Genomic DNA, 15,603 nt, shown 5'->3' on the forward strand with positions numbered 1-15,603 from the left:
CAATTACTCATCTATCCTTACTTCTCGTTCTTTTAGTAATTCTATATATTCTTCTAATGTGAGATTATTATCCACAATAAACTTAGCATTATCTTCTCCAACATATCGGAAATGCCAAGATTCGTAATTAATATCGGTTAATTCTTTTTTGTTTTTTGGATAACGTAGAATAAATCCATAATCTGCCATCGTCTTGATTAACCAATGCTGAGACTCTTGAGTATCATAATCTGGTGTTAATCCATTTCCTTTTGAGATCCAATTTTGATCGACTATATCCATTGCTAATCCTGTATGATGTTCACTATTTTTAGGAATAGCAATATATTCCTCTGTTTTTTTTGTTGCTTCTTCTTTCGTGTATCCTTCTTCCATATACTGATTAATGCTACGGTCATAATTATTCTGCTGTCTTTCCACAGATCTATATCCTGAAGCAAAATAAAGATTGTATCCTGCTTCTAAAGCTGCCTTTTCCCAGTTCTTATAAGCATCTACTATTCTACGGTCAATTAATTTACCTGGTTCTATTTCCACTAAATCAGGTTTAAAATCATCTGGTAAGGGCGTCCAGTTATTCACTAATATTAAATTCCAGTCTGTCGAACTGACATTTTCTGGTAACGACTCTATTAGTGCGAGATGCTCTTTTTCTTCTTCAGACTGATTATCTTTAGTAAGACTATCGGTAGATTTATTCTCATTTTGCTCTTCAATAGTTGGATCAGAAACTTTTTGATTCGTTGCTGACTCATTATCGATAACTGAACATCCAGTCAAAATCAATGTGCTAAAAAGAAGTATAAACCGTCTTTTGATTATCATACAAAAATCTCCTACTTTGTTTAATTCACTTCTCCTATTTTACCACAACGCAAACTAACATAACAAAGTCTACACGAATATCTGAACTTTATTAACCGTTTACTTCATATTTTTGATACAATTAACTAGTAAACATGTATTATAACAAGTTACTTATAAACTATACTGAAAGAAGGAATGCTTATGTCTACAACAAAATGGGGTATCATTGGACTAGGTGAAATCGCTCATAATTTTGCAGATTCATTTAAATCCGATAACGCCGAACTGATTGCCGTTGCTTCAAGGACACTTCAAAAAGCCCAGGATTTTGCATCAGAATATAATGTTCCAAAAGCTTACGGACACTATGAAGCTCTCTGCTTCGATCCAGATATTGATATTGTCTATCTGGCAACACCCAACAGTCATCATGCTGAAAACATCAAAATGGCTTTAAATGCTGGTAAGCATATCTTATGTGAAAAAGCTATAGTGATGAACGCTGCACAACTTGCAGAAGTAATGGAACTTGCAGAAGAAAAAAATCTGATTGTAGCTGAAGCAATGACAATTTATCATATGCCTTTATTCAAACAACTGAAATCCAGAATTCAAACTGGTGAGTTTGGTGAATTAAAAATGGTGAACGCCATGTTTGGAAGCCTTAAAGATAGCGACCCTTCTATGCGATTTTTTAATAAAGAACTCGGTGGTGGCGCCTTACTTGACATAGGTGTCTACGCATTATCCTTCGTTCGTTATTTTTTAAGCAGCCAACCGACTGATTTACAAACAATGGTCAATCTGTATGAAACCGGCGTTGATGAAATGAGTACAATCCAACTGAAAAATTCTCAAAATGAATTATCAACTGTTTCCTTATCCTTTAGAGGTAAAATGCCAAAGCAAGGTGTTATTGTCTGTGAAAATGCCTTTATCACTGTACTAGATTATCCTAGAGCAGATAAAGCAATCATCACTTACCCAGATGGTGCCACGGAAATTGTAGAAGACGGTTCCTCAGCATTTGCTTTGTCCTATGAAGTACAGGACCTTTCTGATACGATACTAAACAAAGAAAATAAAACTTATATTGAATTAACTAAAGATGTTACAGATCTAATGGACCAGTCTGCAAAAGCCTGGGGAATGGATTTGACTAAGTAACAACATATAAAAAGATAGATATCATATGATATCTATCTTTTTATATGTTACTCTTGTGCTTTTAAAGCTTCGATCATATCAATATATTTCAGTTTGAAATGCATTAAGATCATGACCAATCCTGAGAATAGGAAAGTAAGCAATCCTGAGAATAAGAAACTGGTAAAGTTAATCTGGCGACTGAATCTCATTACATCAATTTCCGCAGTCTGTAAGACAAATCGTTGCATGATAACCCCTAAACCAAGTCCGACTATGATTCCCATTAAAGTCAGTACAAGATTCTCTCTATAGACATACATGGTTACTTCTTTATCATAGAATCCTAGTACTTTGATCGTAGATAGTTCTCTTTCTCTTTCTGAAACATTTATATTAGTCAAATTGTACAAAACAATAAACGCTAAAGTGGCAGCTGATACGATAATTACGAGTGTTACTACATCTAAACTATCTAAAGAACTTTGCATTGTATCGTAAATTGCAGAAACAAACACTACTCCTTGAACTGCCTCTTTTTCATTTAATGTTTGACCAATTTCATCATCGCTGATCGCATCGGTATCATACTTCAGCAAGCGTATATTATAAACCGGATCTTTTTTTGTAGCTGTCTCATAAGCTTCAGGAGACATATAAACATAATGCTGGAAGTAATGCTCTACAATTCCTTTTACTTCTACCTCATATACCTCTTGATCCTCTCCGTTGATCTGAATTTTATCTCCTTCAGTAACGTTCAATAGATCAGCTAACTTCTGCGTTATAATGCCGCCTTCTTTAGGCAGATCATAAATTTTATCCGATTCATCTTTATCTTTAAGAACTACATATTCATTCATTTTGTCAGCATCTTCAGGCACAAATACATTAATGTCTTGTCGATTTTCATCTACTTCTGCTGTAAAAGTATTTTGTTCAACTTCAATACTACTGTTGATTTCTTCCATATTATCTATGGTTTCTATATAGTCTGACTTGTCACTATCATCTGCATCTGTGTTTTCCGAAACAATCGCTTGATACTGGTTGATTTCTCCATATTGGATACTTCCGATATTCGAAATAGAATCCGATAATCCAAACCCTGTCAATAAAAGTGCCGTACATCCAGCCACTCCAATAATCGTCATTAGCATACGACCTTTGTATCGGAATAAATTTCTTGATGCAACTTTCTGAGTAAAACTAAATCGATTCCATAAGAAAGGGATTCTTTCAAGAATGATTCTTTTACCTTTTTTAGGTGCTTTTGGTCTCAATAAATTGGAGGCATTGCTTTGTAAAGAAATGCGTACGGACACTAATGTCGCTAACCCTGTAGCGCATAAGGCGGCAATTAATGAGACAATAGAAAAGCTCCAATAGAACTGTACCCCTATGTCCGGTAGATTATATAGCGATCCATAAGCATCCATAATGACGGATGGGAACACCCAATAACCGACACCTAAACCAATTCCAGCTCCAACTATTGTTGCTAAAAAAGCATAAACAAAATACTTTGTTGAAATATCTTTGTTGGTATAGCCAAGAGCTTTCATTGTACCGATCTGATTTCGTCCTTCATCTACCATTCTTGTCATAGTAGTCAATGAAATCAATGCAGCTAGTAAGAAGAAAAATACTGGGAATATTTGTGCAATAGCACTAATTCTTTCAGAATTCTCTCCATACTCTTCATACCCGGCAAAATAAGAGCGATCATTGACTAGATATTCAGGTGCTTCCAAGTTATCTAATTCTTCTTGAGCATCTTCTAAATCTGTTCTAGCATCAGCGATCTCAGCTTCAGCTTCTTCTCGTTCATTTTCAAAAGTTTCAAGGCCTTCTTGGTACTCTGCTTCTCCGTTTTCCAGCTCTGCTTCAGCTTCTGACAGTTCAGCTCTACCATTTGCCAATTCTTTTTCTAACGTAGCTTCCGCTTCATCAAGCTGTTGTTCGCCAGAATCCAGCTCAGCTTCTTGCTGTTCAATTTCCGCTAATCCAGCATTTACCTCTTGTTGAGATTGATCGAGTTCAGCTTTTGCATTTGCTAATTCTTGACGTCCTTGAGCAATTTCTTGTTCCGCTGCTGATAATTCCTGCTCCTGTGCATCTAACTGGGCTCTATTATTTGCTATCTCTTGACGAGTCGCTTGTACTTGTGCTTCGGGTAATTGTGCAGCGTTAGCTTCTAATTCCTGCTCCGCAGCTTCTAGTTCTTGTCTGGCACTTTGAATCTGCTGTTTACCATTTGCAATATTTTGTTCTGAACTAGCCAGTTCAGCTTCTGCAGTTTGACGACGAGCTTCTAATTCTTGTCTTCCAGAATTAATCTGTGCTTGTGCACTCTCAAGTTCCGCCCTACCTTCTGAAATCTGCTCTTTTCCTTGCTCAATTTCATTTCTTCTAGAATCAATTTCAGCACGAGCATCCGCTTCTTTTTGTTCTAATTCAGCAAGTCCATTTTCGTAAGCAGCTTTACCATCATCTAATTCAGTTCTAGCATCTTCTAATTCTGTCTTAGCTTCATCTAACTCCGTTTGAGCTTCTTCAATTTCTTTATAGCCTTTATCGATTTCTTCTTGACCTTCTTCTTTAATGGAAGACAATCGTTCTTGTGGTCTATCTTCCACTAAAGTTTCTAATTCATTTGATTTGTCTTCCATAAAATTATCATATTCATCGCTATAGGCCGGATATTGATCTGATTCATCATACTTAATAAATGTTTCGGTTCGATAATCAAGATTAAAATCTTCTTCTAAAATTACTGAAAATCCATCTAGCGTTCCCGAACCAACTTGCGTATTTCCCCGAGTATCACTCTCTACATATAGAGGGCTTTTAACAAAACCTACAATTTTATATTTAAGTTGATTAAAATTTTCTTCATAGGCTTCATCTGTTCCTTCTTCCAGCTGAATCGTATCTCCAATTTGGAAATTTTCTTTATATGTTGTTGTTGAGTCTATTGCAATTTCTCCAGATTTTTCTGGCAAACGCCCCTCTAATACTGTGTACTTATTCAACTGTTGCTTCTTATCAAGATCCAGTCCGTATATTTTAGAAGTAATGCCGTTATTACTCAGGACAACATCTGTTGAATAATAGGATTCTACCGTAGCATGCTCTACCGTATTTAATAGCTCAACATCTTCGTCGTTTAGTCCCATAGTAGAAAGTACTTGAAAATCCATTAAATCGTGCTTCTTATAATATTGATCTGCTGTTTTGATCATGACTGGTCCAGTCGCACTAATTCCGGCAAAGAAAGCTACCCCTAGTAAAATAATGGCTAATATTGATAGAAAACGTGTCTTAGATTTTCTAATCTCTCTAAATGTGTCTTTCCATAAAGCTGTTTTTTTCAATTCCATTCCTCATTTAAGTTGTTTTCATTATTGGATCAGGTCAACATATTCGTTTTTCTTTTATTTTACCATTCAATTTCGTGTACAGGAGTAGGGTGTTCGTTTACTGTCATACTTCTCACTTTAGCATTATTAATATCGATTACTCTATCCGCCATTGGTGCAATTGCTCGGTTATGTGTAATTACAACAACTGTCGCGCCATATTCTTCTTTGGATTTATTTAAAATTTCTAGTACTTTTTTCCCTGTTTCATAATCTAATGCTCCGGTTGGTTCATCACACAAAAGTAGTTTTGGCTGCTTAGCAAGTGCTCGCGCAATCGCAACTCTTTGTTGTTCGCCACCAGATAGTTGGGCTGGGAAATTATCCATCCGATCTTCAAGTCCTACACTCTTTAAAACTTCAGCAGCATCCAGAGCATCTGGAGAAATTTCTGCAGCCAATTCCACATTTTCTTTAGCAGTAAGATTAGGGATTAAATTATAATTCTGGAATACAAAGCCGACATCATCACGTCTATACTTTGTTAATTTTTTTTCATTAAACCCTACTATATTCGTACCATCAATTATAACTTCGCCTTCATCAGCGGAATCCATTCCGCCTAAAATATTCAATACAGTAGTCTTTCCCGCCCCACTCGGTCCCACAATTACAGCAAACTCGTGTTGTTCGACGTTAAATGTTATTCCATTGTTAGCTACCACAGTTGTTTCACCGGATATATATCTTTTGTATTCATCTTTTACAGTAATATAAGCTGTCATACATCTTTCCTCTCTATCATTCTCTTACTATATATTAGCATAGCGCGTAAAGGACTTGTACATAGTATGCTTTTCATCACATTTTCTTCATAAAAATATCACGATTTCATAACAAAGAGCCAGTAAAGTTACCCATACTTTACTGGCTCTTTGAAGTTAAAGCTTAACTTAACTAGTTTTCTCTAAGACCATAACTTTAAGATAATCGCTTTCTGGATACTGTTCATTTATTTTAAAATCTTCTGGTAGTCCATATTCTTCTAATAAATATGCATCTACTTCTTCTTTATCAAATGCTTCATTGATCATTTGATAAAAATCATCTCGACTTAATTTCCAAGTATTGGATGAAGCAATCAGCAAACCATTATCTGCTAAAATTTCTAATGCTTCTTGTACTAGACCAACGTAATCTTTCTCTACACTAAACGTACGTTTTTTCGTGCGTGCAAAAGTTGGTGGATCTAAAATTATAATATCAAATTTTAACTGGTGTTTTTTTGCGTAATCCAGATAATCAAATACATCGATTACACGAATTTCATGATCATCTGGATTCAATCCATTCACTTCAAATTGTTCAATTGTTTTAGCTTTACTACGTCTTGCAGCGTCTATATTAACTGTCTTGACAGCCCCGCCCATAGCTGCAGCTACAGAAAACGCACCAGTATAACTGAAAGTATTTAAAACCGTTTTGCCTGTTCCCCATTCCTCCATGAGTCTACGACGAACATTTCTCTGATCTAAAAAAATCCCAGTCATCCAGCCTTCATTAATATAAGTGGCATACTGGATGCCATTTTCTTTGATTAGAAGCGGTTCAGGAGGTGTTGCTCCAGCCACATGTCGTGATTGGATCTCAGCATTTTTAAAGCGTACTTTCTCAACTATTCCTTTAAAGTCAGGTATAGCAACTTTGAAAGCTTGATAGATTTGTTCACGGTAATCATAAAGTCCTTTATTAAACCAAGAAAAAATATAAAATCCATTATAATAATCAATCGTTATACCGCCAATTCCATCCCCTGATGCATTAAATAGACGGAACGCATTAGTAGATTTATCTGCATAATAAGCTGTTCTCGCATTTTGTGCCATTCGGAAATGTCGATCATAGAAATTAGAATCAATCGGTTCATCTTTATTAGTTGTAAGAATCCATCCTACTGTACGATCTTCCTCGCCGATATAACCTTTACCAATAAAATTATTGTTTTGATCAGTGATTTCAACAAACTCTCCTTGAGCCACGTCCTCCATAGTCTTGAAATCATATTCTTCTAAAGCTTTATATCCCTTTTTGAGACGATTCGCTGCTAATGTTTTTACTTTTAATTTTCTCACTATTCTACTCCTTTACTATCTTAGACAGATAGTTTATGGTGATTCTCATTATAACATAACTTCTTCTAAATTCCTTATCCCATATAAAAAGGTGGATGTCAAACTACTATTTGACATCCACCTTATATTATCATTCAGTTGCTTCAGATGTATCCATTTCTTCTGAGCTATTTTGGTCCTTATTATCTGTATTTCCTTCTGAATCTTTTGCAGGTTCTGTCGTATCATCTGATAATTCTGGAGCGTCTGTTTTGTATAAATCAGTTGTAGACTGTCCGCCATTCATTTCAATTAAACTTTTACTTCTCAGAGGATCATTCTCCAAATATTTTAGCTGATCACTATAAATATAGTCATTTCGTTCAACATTACTGAAAGATTCTGGAGTATAAAAGCGTAGTAAATCCATCATCATTAAATCATCTGAAAAACCTAATTCTTTTCTAGCATCTTCTTGTATTTGATTTAATTTAGCTAATTCTTCTTCTGATAAAGTATCTTGAATTTCCTCACCTGTGTTATTATCATAAATACTTTGTCCTATAAACGAATAATCGTCTGTGATAACATTTCCGTTTCGGAAAGGAATTGTATCATCATGTTCTTCTGATAACATATCTTGTCCCATAAACAGATAATCTTTTGTTTCAAGTCCTAATAGATGCATCATAGTTGGTAACATATCAACTTGTCCACTAGTCTTGTGAGATACTTGTCCATTTTTTGCTCCTGGTACATGAATAATCATAGGGACTTTCTGCATTTGAGTATTTTGGAAATCTCCCCATTCATCTTGATCTTCACCCAGTAAAGAAGCAAGATGAGGATTTCTCATGTTAGAAATGCCATAATGATCCCCATAAAGCATAATGATTGAATTATCATATAACCCAGATGCTTTTAGATAGTTGAAGAATTCTTCAATAGCCTGATCAGCATAGTTTGCAGTAGCAAAATACTGGTTGATAGTTTCATCATCTGTATTAGCAGTAGGAAATCCAGCATTCTGTTCGTCTAATGGATAAGGGAAATGATTCGTTACAGTAATAAATTTAGTATAGAAAGGTTGTGGCAGTTGTTCTAGATACTGCACAGACTCATCAAAGAACAACTTATCTTTTAACCCATATTCCAATGAATTATCCCCAGATACATCATAAAAAGCTGAATCAAAGAAATAATCATAGCCAAACTGTTGGTAAGTGTCATTTCTATTCCAGAATGAACCTACATTTCCATGAAAAGCTGCTGAGGTATATCCAGCTTCTTGATGAAGGATATTTGGTGCAGCATGGAATGTATTTGTTGAACCTAAAGTTTGGAATGCGCTACCTTGAGGCAAGCCATAAAGGGAGTTCTCTCCCAAAATCTCAGCATCAGATGATTTACCTTGACCTACTTGATGATAAAAATTATCAAAACTGTAAGAAGACTCATCATGGAAAAGACTGTTTACAAAAGGCATTACTTCATGTTTTTCACCATTTTCATCTTCTAATTCATAATCAATTAGAAATTGTTGAACGCTCTCCATTGCAATAACAATAACATTGCGTCCTTTAGCTTCGCCGAAATATTCCGGATTAGGTGCTGCGTCATTTTCTTTAGCAAAATCGACTATGTCAACTAAATTAGACTCATCAGCACTAGCTTTAACATGATTGTTTTGAGCCGTTTGGAATGCATCATAAGCTGTGAAAAAGTTCAAACCTAAATATTTCACAATATAATTACGATCAAATGTTCTAACTAATAATTGAGGTCTATTACTTTCAGCAAGCGCTAAGTTTCCTGCAAATAGCGCAACCCCTAAAATAGTTGTTGCCACCGCATAGCGTTTTCTTAATGGACGACTATCCATTTTAATAGGTGATTTCTTCTTATATAAGATTGCAGTTAGTAAAATAATGAAATCCAACCAATAAAAGATATCCCATGGTCTCATCATAGCAACTGTTGAAGAAACAACTGCCCCAGAAACATTATTAGAACCTAACAATATATTCATTGTAAGAAAATCACTAAACTCTCTATAGAACATAACATTAAAGTACAATATCATTGAAGCGATCGCCATCACGACGAAGAGAGCGATATAGGCGCGCTTAGTTTTTTTAAAGTAGAGCGCAATAGAAAATAAAATCACTGTAAATGCTATCGGATTGATTAACAAGATAAACTGTTGGATCGCACCTGATACACCTAGATTAAATTCAACTTGATAGACTAGATAGGTCTTTAACCAGAATAAAATACTAGCTAATCCGAAAAAACCCATTCTTGTGCTTAATAAACTTTTAACTTTAGACATGAATATGCCTCCTATTATTTCTGTAATTCCTCAAACAAAGTATATTTTTTTACTGTTTGGTAATATTATTAATCTCTAGGACATTTTACATTAAACTTACATAGAAGGCAAATGTTGAATCTATGTAAATGCAAGTCTGAAAATAATTAAGAAAGCCCAGTACTGTAAAGAAAAAACCTTCAAACTCTTATATTCTTTCTATAAGAGTTTGAAGACTTAATAAATTATTAAATTTTTGGTTAATCTTTTGAGTCTGGAAATTCTATTGTAAATGTAGTTCCTTTTTCTGGTTCACTTTCTACCTCTAACTTCGCTTTATGCATTTCTGCTAGCTGTTGAACGATAGATAGCCCTAATCCGGATTCACCATATTTTGTGTTTGTTCTTGATATATCTGCTTTATAATATCGATCCCAGATATTTTTAATTTGATCTTCCGTCATTCCTATCCCATTGTCTTTAATGATAATCTTAGTACCTGTTTCTGTTTTCATTCCACTGACTTCTATCAATCCGTCATCTGTAAATTGAATAGCATTTTTAATTAAATTGACTAAAATTTGCTTGAAACGATCGTAGTCAGCATACACTGTTAGGTTCTCTAACGAATCTATTTTCAGTTTATTATTAGAGCTCTCTGCAATATTTGCCATTTGCTCTTTTATCTCATCTAAAATTTCGGAAACAGGAAGAATATGTTTATTCAAGATAATTCTATTTGCTCGAATATTTTCATAATCAAGATTTTCATTTACTAATCGAATCATTCTCTTTGTTTCTTTCCTCATTAATTGTATGCTTCTCAAACGTTGTGATTCAGGGATAACGTCATATTCTAGACCTTCCAGCAATCCGTTAATGGTAGTTAGTGGTGTTCGCATTTCATGCGCGGCATCTTGCATAAAAGTTTTACGTCTTTCTTCTTGTCGCTCCACCTCCTGCCGTGACATATCTAAAGCATAAATCATCTTATTGAAATCTTGAGAAAGATTATCAATTTCATCTCTATCTTTATGTTTAATACGAATATCATAATTCCCTTCAGCTACCATATGAGCAGCTTGCCTCAATCCATTTACCCGTTTAACTTGGTACCGTGCGAATACAAAACTCATTATAATAGCAATAATAGTTGAAATTAAAAACGCATTAAATAGATTTCTTTTTAAATCGCTCATTTGTCGCTCTATCTGGCTTACTGGTGCGCTTACAGCCACAAATCCCGCATAATCTCCAGCACTCGATGTAAAATAAGGTAGATAGATATAAGCTGTATCTCTAGGATTCCCATAAAGATCAGCTTGTTCAGTAGTTAAAGAAACCCGTTCCCCATCTCTTAATCGGTCTTCTTCCTCAGGCACAACCCTTGTTTCTATATTTTCTGATAACTTTGGAAAAACCAAATCTCCATTACTATCGAATACAAAAAAGGTTACGCCTTGATTTCCTAGAAGAGATTGAAAATGAGATAATTGGTTAGATTCTAAATTTACATCTACAATAGATTCTGCATAAGCAAATAATCTATTTTCAGTTCCTTTTATTGCTGTATTACGAGCAAATAAAACAATCGAAACAACTGATATTGTTAGCAGCATAATGATAACTGATAAAAACCCCAGCATTTGTTGATAAAAATAAGGAAACTTCATTTTTAATCTATAGCTCCTGTATCATCAAATTTATATCCTACGCCCCATACTGTGTGAATAACTTGTGGACCGTTTTGTACAAGTTTCTGCCTCAATTTCTTTATATGTGCGTCAACTGTTCTTTCATCGCCAAAATATTCATAGTCCCACACCATTTGTAAAAGCTGTTCTCTTGAAAAAACTCTTCTTGGACTATTAGCTAAAGTGTATAGTAAATCAAATTCCTTAGGTGTCAATCCTTCTAATAATGTGTCATACAACAAAACTTCCCTTGTATTTCTGTCTAATTTTAGATGTTCTGTCTCAACTTCATACAAACTATCCTCTAATTCAGTTGAATGCGTTTGAGCATTTGCTCTTCTTTTAAGCGACTTGATTCGCGCAACTAAAGTCAGTGGACTAAATGGTTTAGTAACATAATCATCTGCCCCGATCTCTAAGCCTATTACTTCATCACTTTCAGTATCCTTAGCGGTAAGCATAATAATCGGAATTTGTGTAGAATATTTTCTAATCTCTTTACAGATTGTCATTCCATCCATTTCCGGTAACATAATATCTAGCACAACCAAATCATATTTATTCTGATTATTCAAATAAGTGTCTAACCCTTTTTTACCATTATGAACAAAGGTCGCTTCCCATTCTTCTTTCAAAAAAAACATTTCAATCATTTCACATACGGATTCATTATCTTCAATCATCAAAATATTCATGCGTATCCTTCTTTCATTAATATTTCTTTATAAGCTTCATTCTACATTATATAATAAATATTTGAAAATTTTGTGTGATTTTTTATTTATAAAGAAAGAAATAAGATAAAATAATGAAAATATGAAGACTATAATATAACTTAAAATAAAAAAACTCACTAAATTAAATTAGCGAGTTTTTTAGTTACTTTTTTAGATGTTTACTTTTTGGGCTGTAGGAACTGAACTTCATTAACTAATAGCTCTACTACATAGACGGTTTCTGATTCTTTATTCTTATAAGTTCTAGATTGCATTTTCCCCATTAATCCCACTAAGTCACCTTTATTGCAGTATTCTTCAATAAGTTCTGCCTTTTTCTCCCAGACTACAAATGGAATAAAGTCAGCTTCCACCCCATGGTCAGTACGATAATTTTTCTGGACTGCTAAGACATTATTCGATACTATTTTCCCCTCTCCTATATCGCGCAACTCGATTTCTCGAACAATTCTTCCCACCATTGCTACTTGATTCATACGCTTTCCTCCTAATATACTAGACTTTTTAGTGAACCTGTCCTTTGAACAGCACTACTATATAGACTGTATAATTACAAGAAAAACTAATGAAAAAAGATGAGTAGAATTTACTCTACTCATCTTCAATATGTTAGAAGTAGGATTACATAAAGAAATCTAAAATATGTTGCCACAATTCAGGTTTAAATACATCCATGGGGCTACCGCCATCACCAATCACTCCATATCCGAGCATTACTCCTCCAATAAAAGCTACAGCGATCACTAAGATTACTAAAAATACTTTTAATAGATACATTCCAGTCTTCTTTAAAATAGATTTCCAATTCATGAACTACACACCTCTAAACATTTCAAATTTATTATACATGGATATTTCTTACATTCGATTCTCTCACAGCCAAAATACTACTTACGTTTTTTTAGATTTTCAAGTAAAATCCCCGTACCTAATGCAACGGAATCTAATGGACTTTCAGCTCTAAAGACAGGAACTTTCAACTCTTCTGCAAACAATAGATCAATACCGTCGATCAAAGCACCACCGCCTGTTAGAATCACACCACGATCAATAATATCAGCTGATAATTCTGGCGGTGTTTTTTCTAAAACTTCTTTTGCTTTCTCCACTACAACTACCATTGATTCACGGGTTGCTTCCATAACCTCAAGAGAAGAAATGGACACAGTACGAGGCAATCCAGTAACTACATCTCTTCCTCTAACGTCCATTGAGTCGTTGCGTCCGTGATCAAAAATCACACCAATCTCTTTCTTAACTGCTTCAGCTGTGCGTTCTCCGATCAACAAGCTATGTTTTTTCTTCAAATAAATAATAATATCATTATCCAACGTATCACCAGCAATTTTTACAGAGCGACTTGTAACAATCCCACCCATAGAAAGAACTGCTATGTCACTTGTTCCGCCTCCAATATCTATCACCATATTTCCACTTGGTTGAAAAATATCCATTCCTGCACCAATAGCAGCAACTTTAGGCTCTTCTTCCAGATAGATATTCTTACCACCACTTTTTTCAGCAACTTCAATTATTGCTTTTTGTTCGATAGCTGTAATATTAGTAGGACAACAAATTAAGATATTGGGTTTCGATAAAAATCCTTTAACATTCAGTTTATTAATAAAATAAGTAAGCATTGCTTCAGTTATATCAAAATCAGCTATAACTCCACCTTGAAGAGGACGAATCGCTTGTATATTCCCTGGCGTTCTTCCAACCATTAAATAAGCTTCCTCGCCAACTGCTAATACTTCTTTAGTTTTAGTATCTAAAGCTACTACTGAAGGTTCATTTAATACTATTCCTTTACCTTTAACATGTACTAACACATTGGCGGTTCCTAAATCGATTCCAATATCTCTTGCCATAATTGTTCCCCTCTCAAGTCTTTTAGCGATTCTGCAAGATTAGTTAAAAGACTACTAACTAGTTTATAATTTTTGTATATATTCTCTAAATTTTCTCACTCTTCCTATCATACTCAAGATTTTACTAAAGAGCAAGATTAAAAACAACTTGAATTAAATAAAACCTATTTATATGCAAAAAAAGGAGAAAATCGAACGATCATCTTCTGAGATCTTTCCGATTCAACTCCTTATTTATTATCAAACGAAATTTATTCTGTGACGACTGCATTCGATACCTGTGAAGAAACTTCCTCTGTCACTCTTTCGATATCGGCTCCTAATTGTTTTAATTTTTCATGGAATTGATAATATCCGCGATCTAAATGGTTCAAGTTAGTAACACGCGTATGACCTTTGGAGATAAGTCCTGCTATAATTAAGGCAGCTGAGGCTCTTAAATCACTGGAAGCAACTTCGGCTCCTTGTAATTCTTCCCCACCAGCAATCATAAGACTTTGGCCATCAACTTTAAACGCTGCATTCATTTTACGCAATTCTTCCATATGCATGAACCGATTTTCAAAAACAGTCTCTCGCATAACGCTTGTTCCTTTTGCACTAAGTTGAGCAATTGTCATTTGTGCTTGCATATCTGTTGGAAAACCTGGATGTGGCATAGTTTTTACATCAGTCGGAAGCAATTGAGCTGGTCCAACAACCCGTAAGCCCTCCTGTTCTTCCTCAAACCGTACTCCCATTTCTTTTAACTTGGAGATCAGCGGTTTGTTATGTTCTGAAACAGCATTTTTAATCAGTATATTCCCTTTAGTTACTGCCGCAGCAACCATAAAGGTTCCACTTTCAATACGATCAGGGATAATCATATGATCTGTTCCAGTTAGTTCTTTGACTCCTTCGATGCGGATAGATTCCGTACCTGCACCAACTACTCTAGCACCCATTCGATTTAAGAAATTGGCTAGATCAACGATTTCTGGTTCTCTTGCAACATTTTCAATGATTGTTGTTCCTTCCGCAAGCGTCGCAGCCATCATGATATTTTGCGTAGCGCCTACACTTGGAAAGTCAAGATAGATATGAGCCCCTTTCAATTTTTCAGCGGAGGCTTCTATATATCCGTTTCTGATATGTACCTCTACTCCCATCGCTTCGAACCCTTTTAAATGAAGATCGATTGGACGCGTTCCAATTGCACATCCACCTGGCAAAGCTACCTTGGCATACGAATTACGAGCCAATAAAGGCCCCATTACAACAATTGAAGCACGCATTTTACTCATATATTCAAAAGGCGTTTCTTCATTTAATTCGCTTGTTGCATCCAATGTCATTTCTTTATTTCCTTCATCAAAAGAAATATCAACATTTAAATAATTTAGTACTTCTTTCATTGTATAAATATCAGATAACAACGGTACATTTGATAAATGATTTTTCCCTTTGCTCGCTAGAATTGTAGCTGCTAAAATAGGTAATGCAGCATTTTTTGCCCCTTCTACTTCAACTGTTCCATTTAAGTTTTGTCCGCCGTTCACAATAATCTTGTCCATACTATGCCCTC

The 15,603-nt window shown here is 34.9% G+C and carries 12 protein-coding genes; 1 reads left to right on the forward strand and 11 read right to left on the reverse strand.

What is annotated here, in order from left to right; all coding sequences use genetic code 11:
- Nucleotides 1-3 precede the first annotated feature (3 nt).
- On the reverse strand, nucleotides 4-825 hold the full coding sequence (locus BLT22_RS08170) for a M15 family metallopeptidase (RefSeq protein WP_236048900.1): 822 nt from the start codon (nucleotides 823-825) through the stop codon (nucleotides 4-6).
- Between the two features lie 183 nt (nucleotides 826-1,008).
- Here BLT22_RS08170 and BLT22_RS08175 point away from each other — a divergent pair, with 183 nt between their 5' ends.
- Complete coding sequence (locus BLT22_RS08175) at nucleotides 1,009-1,974, forward strand: Gfo/Idh/MocA family protein (protein WP_091762372.1); 966 nt, start codon at nucleotides 1,009-1,011, stop codon at nucleotides 1,972-1,974.
- A 47-nt stretch (nucleotides 1,975-2,021) separates the two neighbouring features.
- On the opposite strand, the gene BLT22_RS08180 is transcribed toward BLT22_RS08175, so the two are convergent.
- The 10 genes from BLT22_RS08180 to murA form a co-directional block, all read right to left on the reverse strand.
- Entirely contained in the window at nucleotides 2,022-5,330 is a 3,309-nt protein-coding gene (locus BLT22_RS08180; RefSeq protein WP_176935404.1) for an FtsX-like permease family protein, read from the reverse strand.
- Nucleotides 5,331-5,395: 65 nt separating this feature from the next.
- The gene (locus BLT22_RS08185; RefSeq protein ID WP_087057752.1) at nucleotides 5,396-6,100 is read right to left on the reverse strand and encodes an ABC transporter ATP-binding protein; all 705 of its coding nucleotides are present in this window, start codon (nucleotides 6,098-6,100) and stop codon (nucleotides 5,396-5,398) included.
- Between the two features lie 168 nt (nucleotides 6,101-6,268).
- Nucleotides 6,269-7,447: a class I SAM-dependent rRNA methyltransferase gene (locus BLT22_RS08190; RefSeq protein ID WP_091762376.1), complete on the reverse strand. Its 1,179-nt coding sequence runs from the start codon at nucleotides 7,445-7,447 to the stop codon at nucleotides 6,269-6,271.
- 130 nt (nucleotides 7,448-7,577) lie between these two features.
- Entirely contained in the window at nucleotides 7,578-9,758 is a 2,181-nt protein-coding gene (locus BLT22_RS08195) for an LTA synthase family protein (RefSeq protein WP_091762377.1), read from the reverse strand.
- Nucleotides 9,759-9,997: 239 nt separating this feature from the next.
- Nucleotides 9,998-11,410: an ATP-binding protein gene (locus BLT22_RS08200; RefSeq protein WP_087057747.1), complete on the reverse strand. Its 1,413-nt coding sequence runs from the start codon at nucleotides 11,408-11,410 to the stop codon at nucleotides 9,998-10,000.
- Between the two features lie 2 nt (nucleotides 11,411-11,412).
- A complete protein-coding gene (locus BLT22_RS08205) occupies nucleotides 11,413-12,126 on the reverse strand; it encodes a response regulator transcription factor (RefSeq protein ID WP_091762379.1) in 714 nt (237 codons plus the stop codon).
- A 200-nt stretch (nucleotides 12,127-12,326) separates the two neighbouring features.
- On the reverse strand, nucleotides 12,327-12,644 hold the full coding sequence (locus BLT22_RS08210) for a single-stranded DNA-binding protein (protein WP_091762381.1): 318 nt from the start codon (nucleotides 12,642-12,644) through the stop codon (nucleotides 12,327-12,329).
- A 145-nt stretch (nucleotides 12,645-12,789) separates the two neighbouring features.
- The gene (locus BLT22_RS08215; RefSeq protein ID WP_226910257.1) at nucleotides 12,790-12,978 is read right to left on the reverse strand and encodes a DNA-directed RNA polymerase subunit beta; all 189 of its coding nucleotides are present in this window, start codon (nucleotides 12,976-12,978) and stop codon (nucleotides 12,790-12,792) included.
- Nucleotides 12,979-13,055: 77 nt separating this feature from the next.
- Complete coding sequence (mreB, locus tag BLT22_RS08220) at nucleotides 13,056-14,039, reverse strand: rod shape-determining protein MreB (protein ID WP_143020644.1); 984 nt, start codon at nucleotides 14,037-14,039, stop codon at nucleotides 13,056-13,058.
- 251 nt (nucleotides 14,040-14,290) lie between these two features.
- Nucleotides 14,291-15,592 (reverse strand): UDP-N-acetylglucosamine 1-carboxyvinyltransferase, encoded by a 1,302-nt coding sequence (gene murA / locus BLT22_RS08225; protein ID WP_091762385.1) that lies wholly within the window; start codon nucleotides 15,590-15,592, stop codon nucleotides 14,291-14,293.
- Nucleotides 15,593-15,603: the final 11 nt, after the last annotated feature.

The sequence above is a fragment of the Marinilactibacillus psychrotolerans genome (genome assembly GCF_900101525.1).
In the GTDB taxonomy this organism is placed as follows: domain Bacteria; phylum Bacillota; class Bacilli; order Lactobacillales; family Carnobacteriaceae_A; genus Marinilactibacillus; species Marinilactibacillus psychrotolerans.

What these genes read in the sequence shown, in the direction of transcription:
- BLT22_RS08170 (WP_236048900.1), bottom strand. Translation starts at nt 825, where the DNA reads ATGATAATCAAAAGACGGTTTATACTTCTTTTTAGCACATTGATTTTG.
- murA (WP_091762385.1), bottom strand. Translation starts at nt 15,592, where the DNA reads ATGGACAAGATTATTGTGAACGGCGGACAAAACTTAAATGGAACAGTT.
- BLT22_RS08200 (WP_087057747.1), bottom strand. Translation starts at nt 11,410, where the DNA reads ATGAAGTTTCCTTATTTTTATCAACAAATGCTGGGGTTTTTATCAGTT.
- BLT22_RS08210 (WP_091762381.1), bottom strand. Translation starts at nt 12,644, where the DNA reads ATGAATCAAGTAGCAATGGTGGGAAGAATTGTTCGAGAAATCGAGTTG.
- BLT22_RS08215 (WP_226910257.1), bottom strand. Translation starts at nt 12,978, where the DNA reads ATGAATTGGAAATCTATTTTAAAGAAGACTGGAATGTATCTATTAAAA.
- BLT22_RS08175 (WP_091762372.1), top strand. Translation starts at nt 1,009, where the DNA reads ATGTCTACAACAAAATGGGGTATCATTGGACTAGGTGAAATCGCTCAT.
- mreB (WP_143020644.1), bottom strand. Translation starts at nt 14,039, where the DNA reads ATGGCAAGAGATATTGGAATCGATTTAGGAACCGCCAATGTGTTAGTA.
- BLT22_RS08205 (WP_091762379.1), bottom strand. Translation starts at nt 12,126, where the DNA reads ATGAATATTTTGATGATTGAAGATAATGAATCCGTATGTGAAATGATT.
- BLT22_RS08195 (WP_091762377.1), bottom strand. Translation starts at nt 9,758, where the DNA reads ATGTCTAAAGTTAAAAGTTTATTAAGCACAAGAATGGGTTTTTTCGGA.
- BLT22_RS08185 (WP_087057752.1), bottom strand. Translation starts at nt 6,100, where the DNA reads ATGACAGCTTATATTACTGTAAAAGATGAATACAAAAGATATATATCC.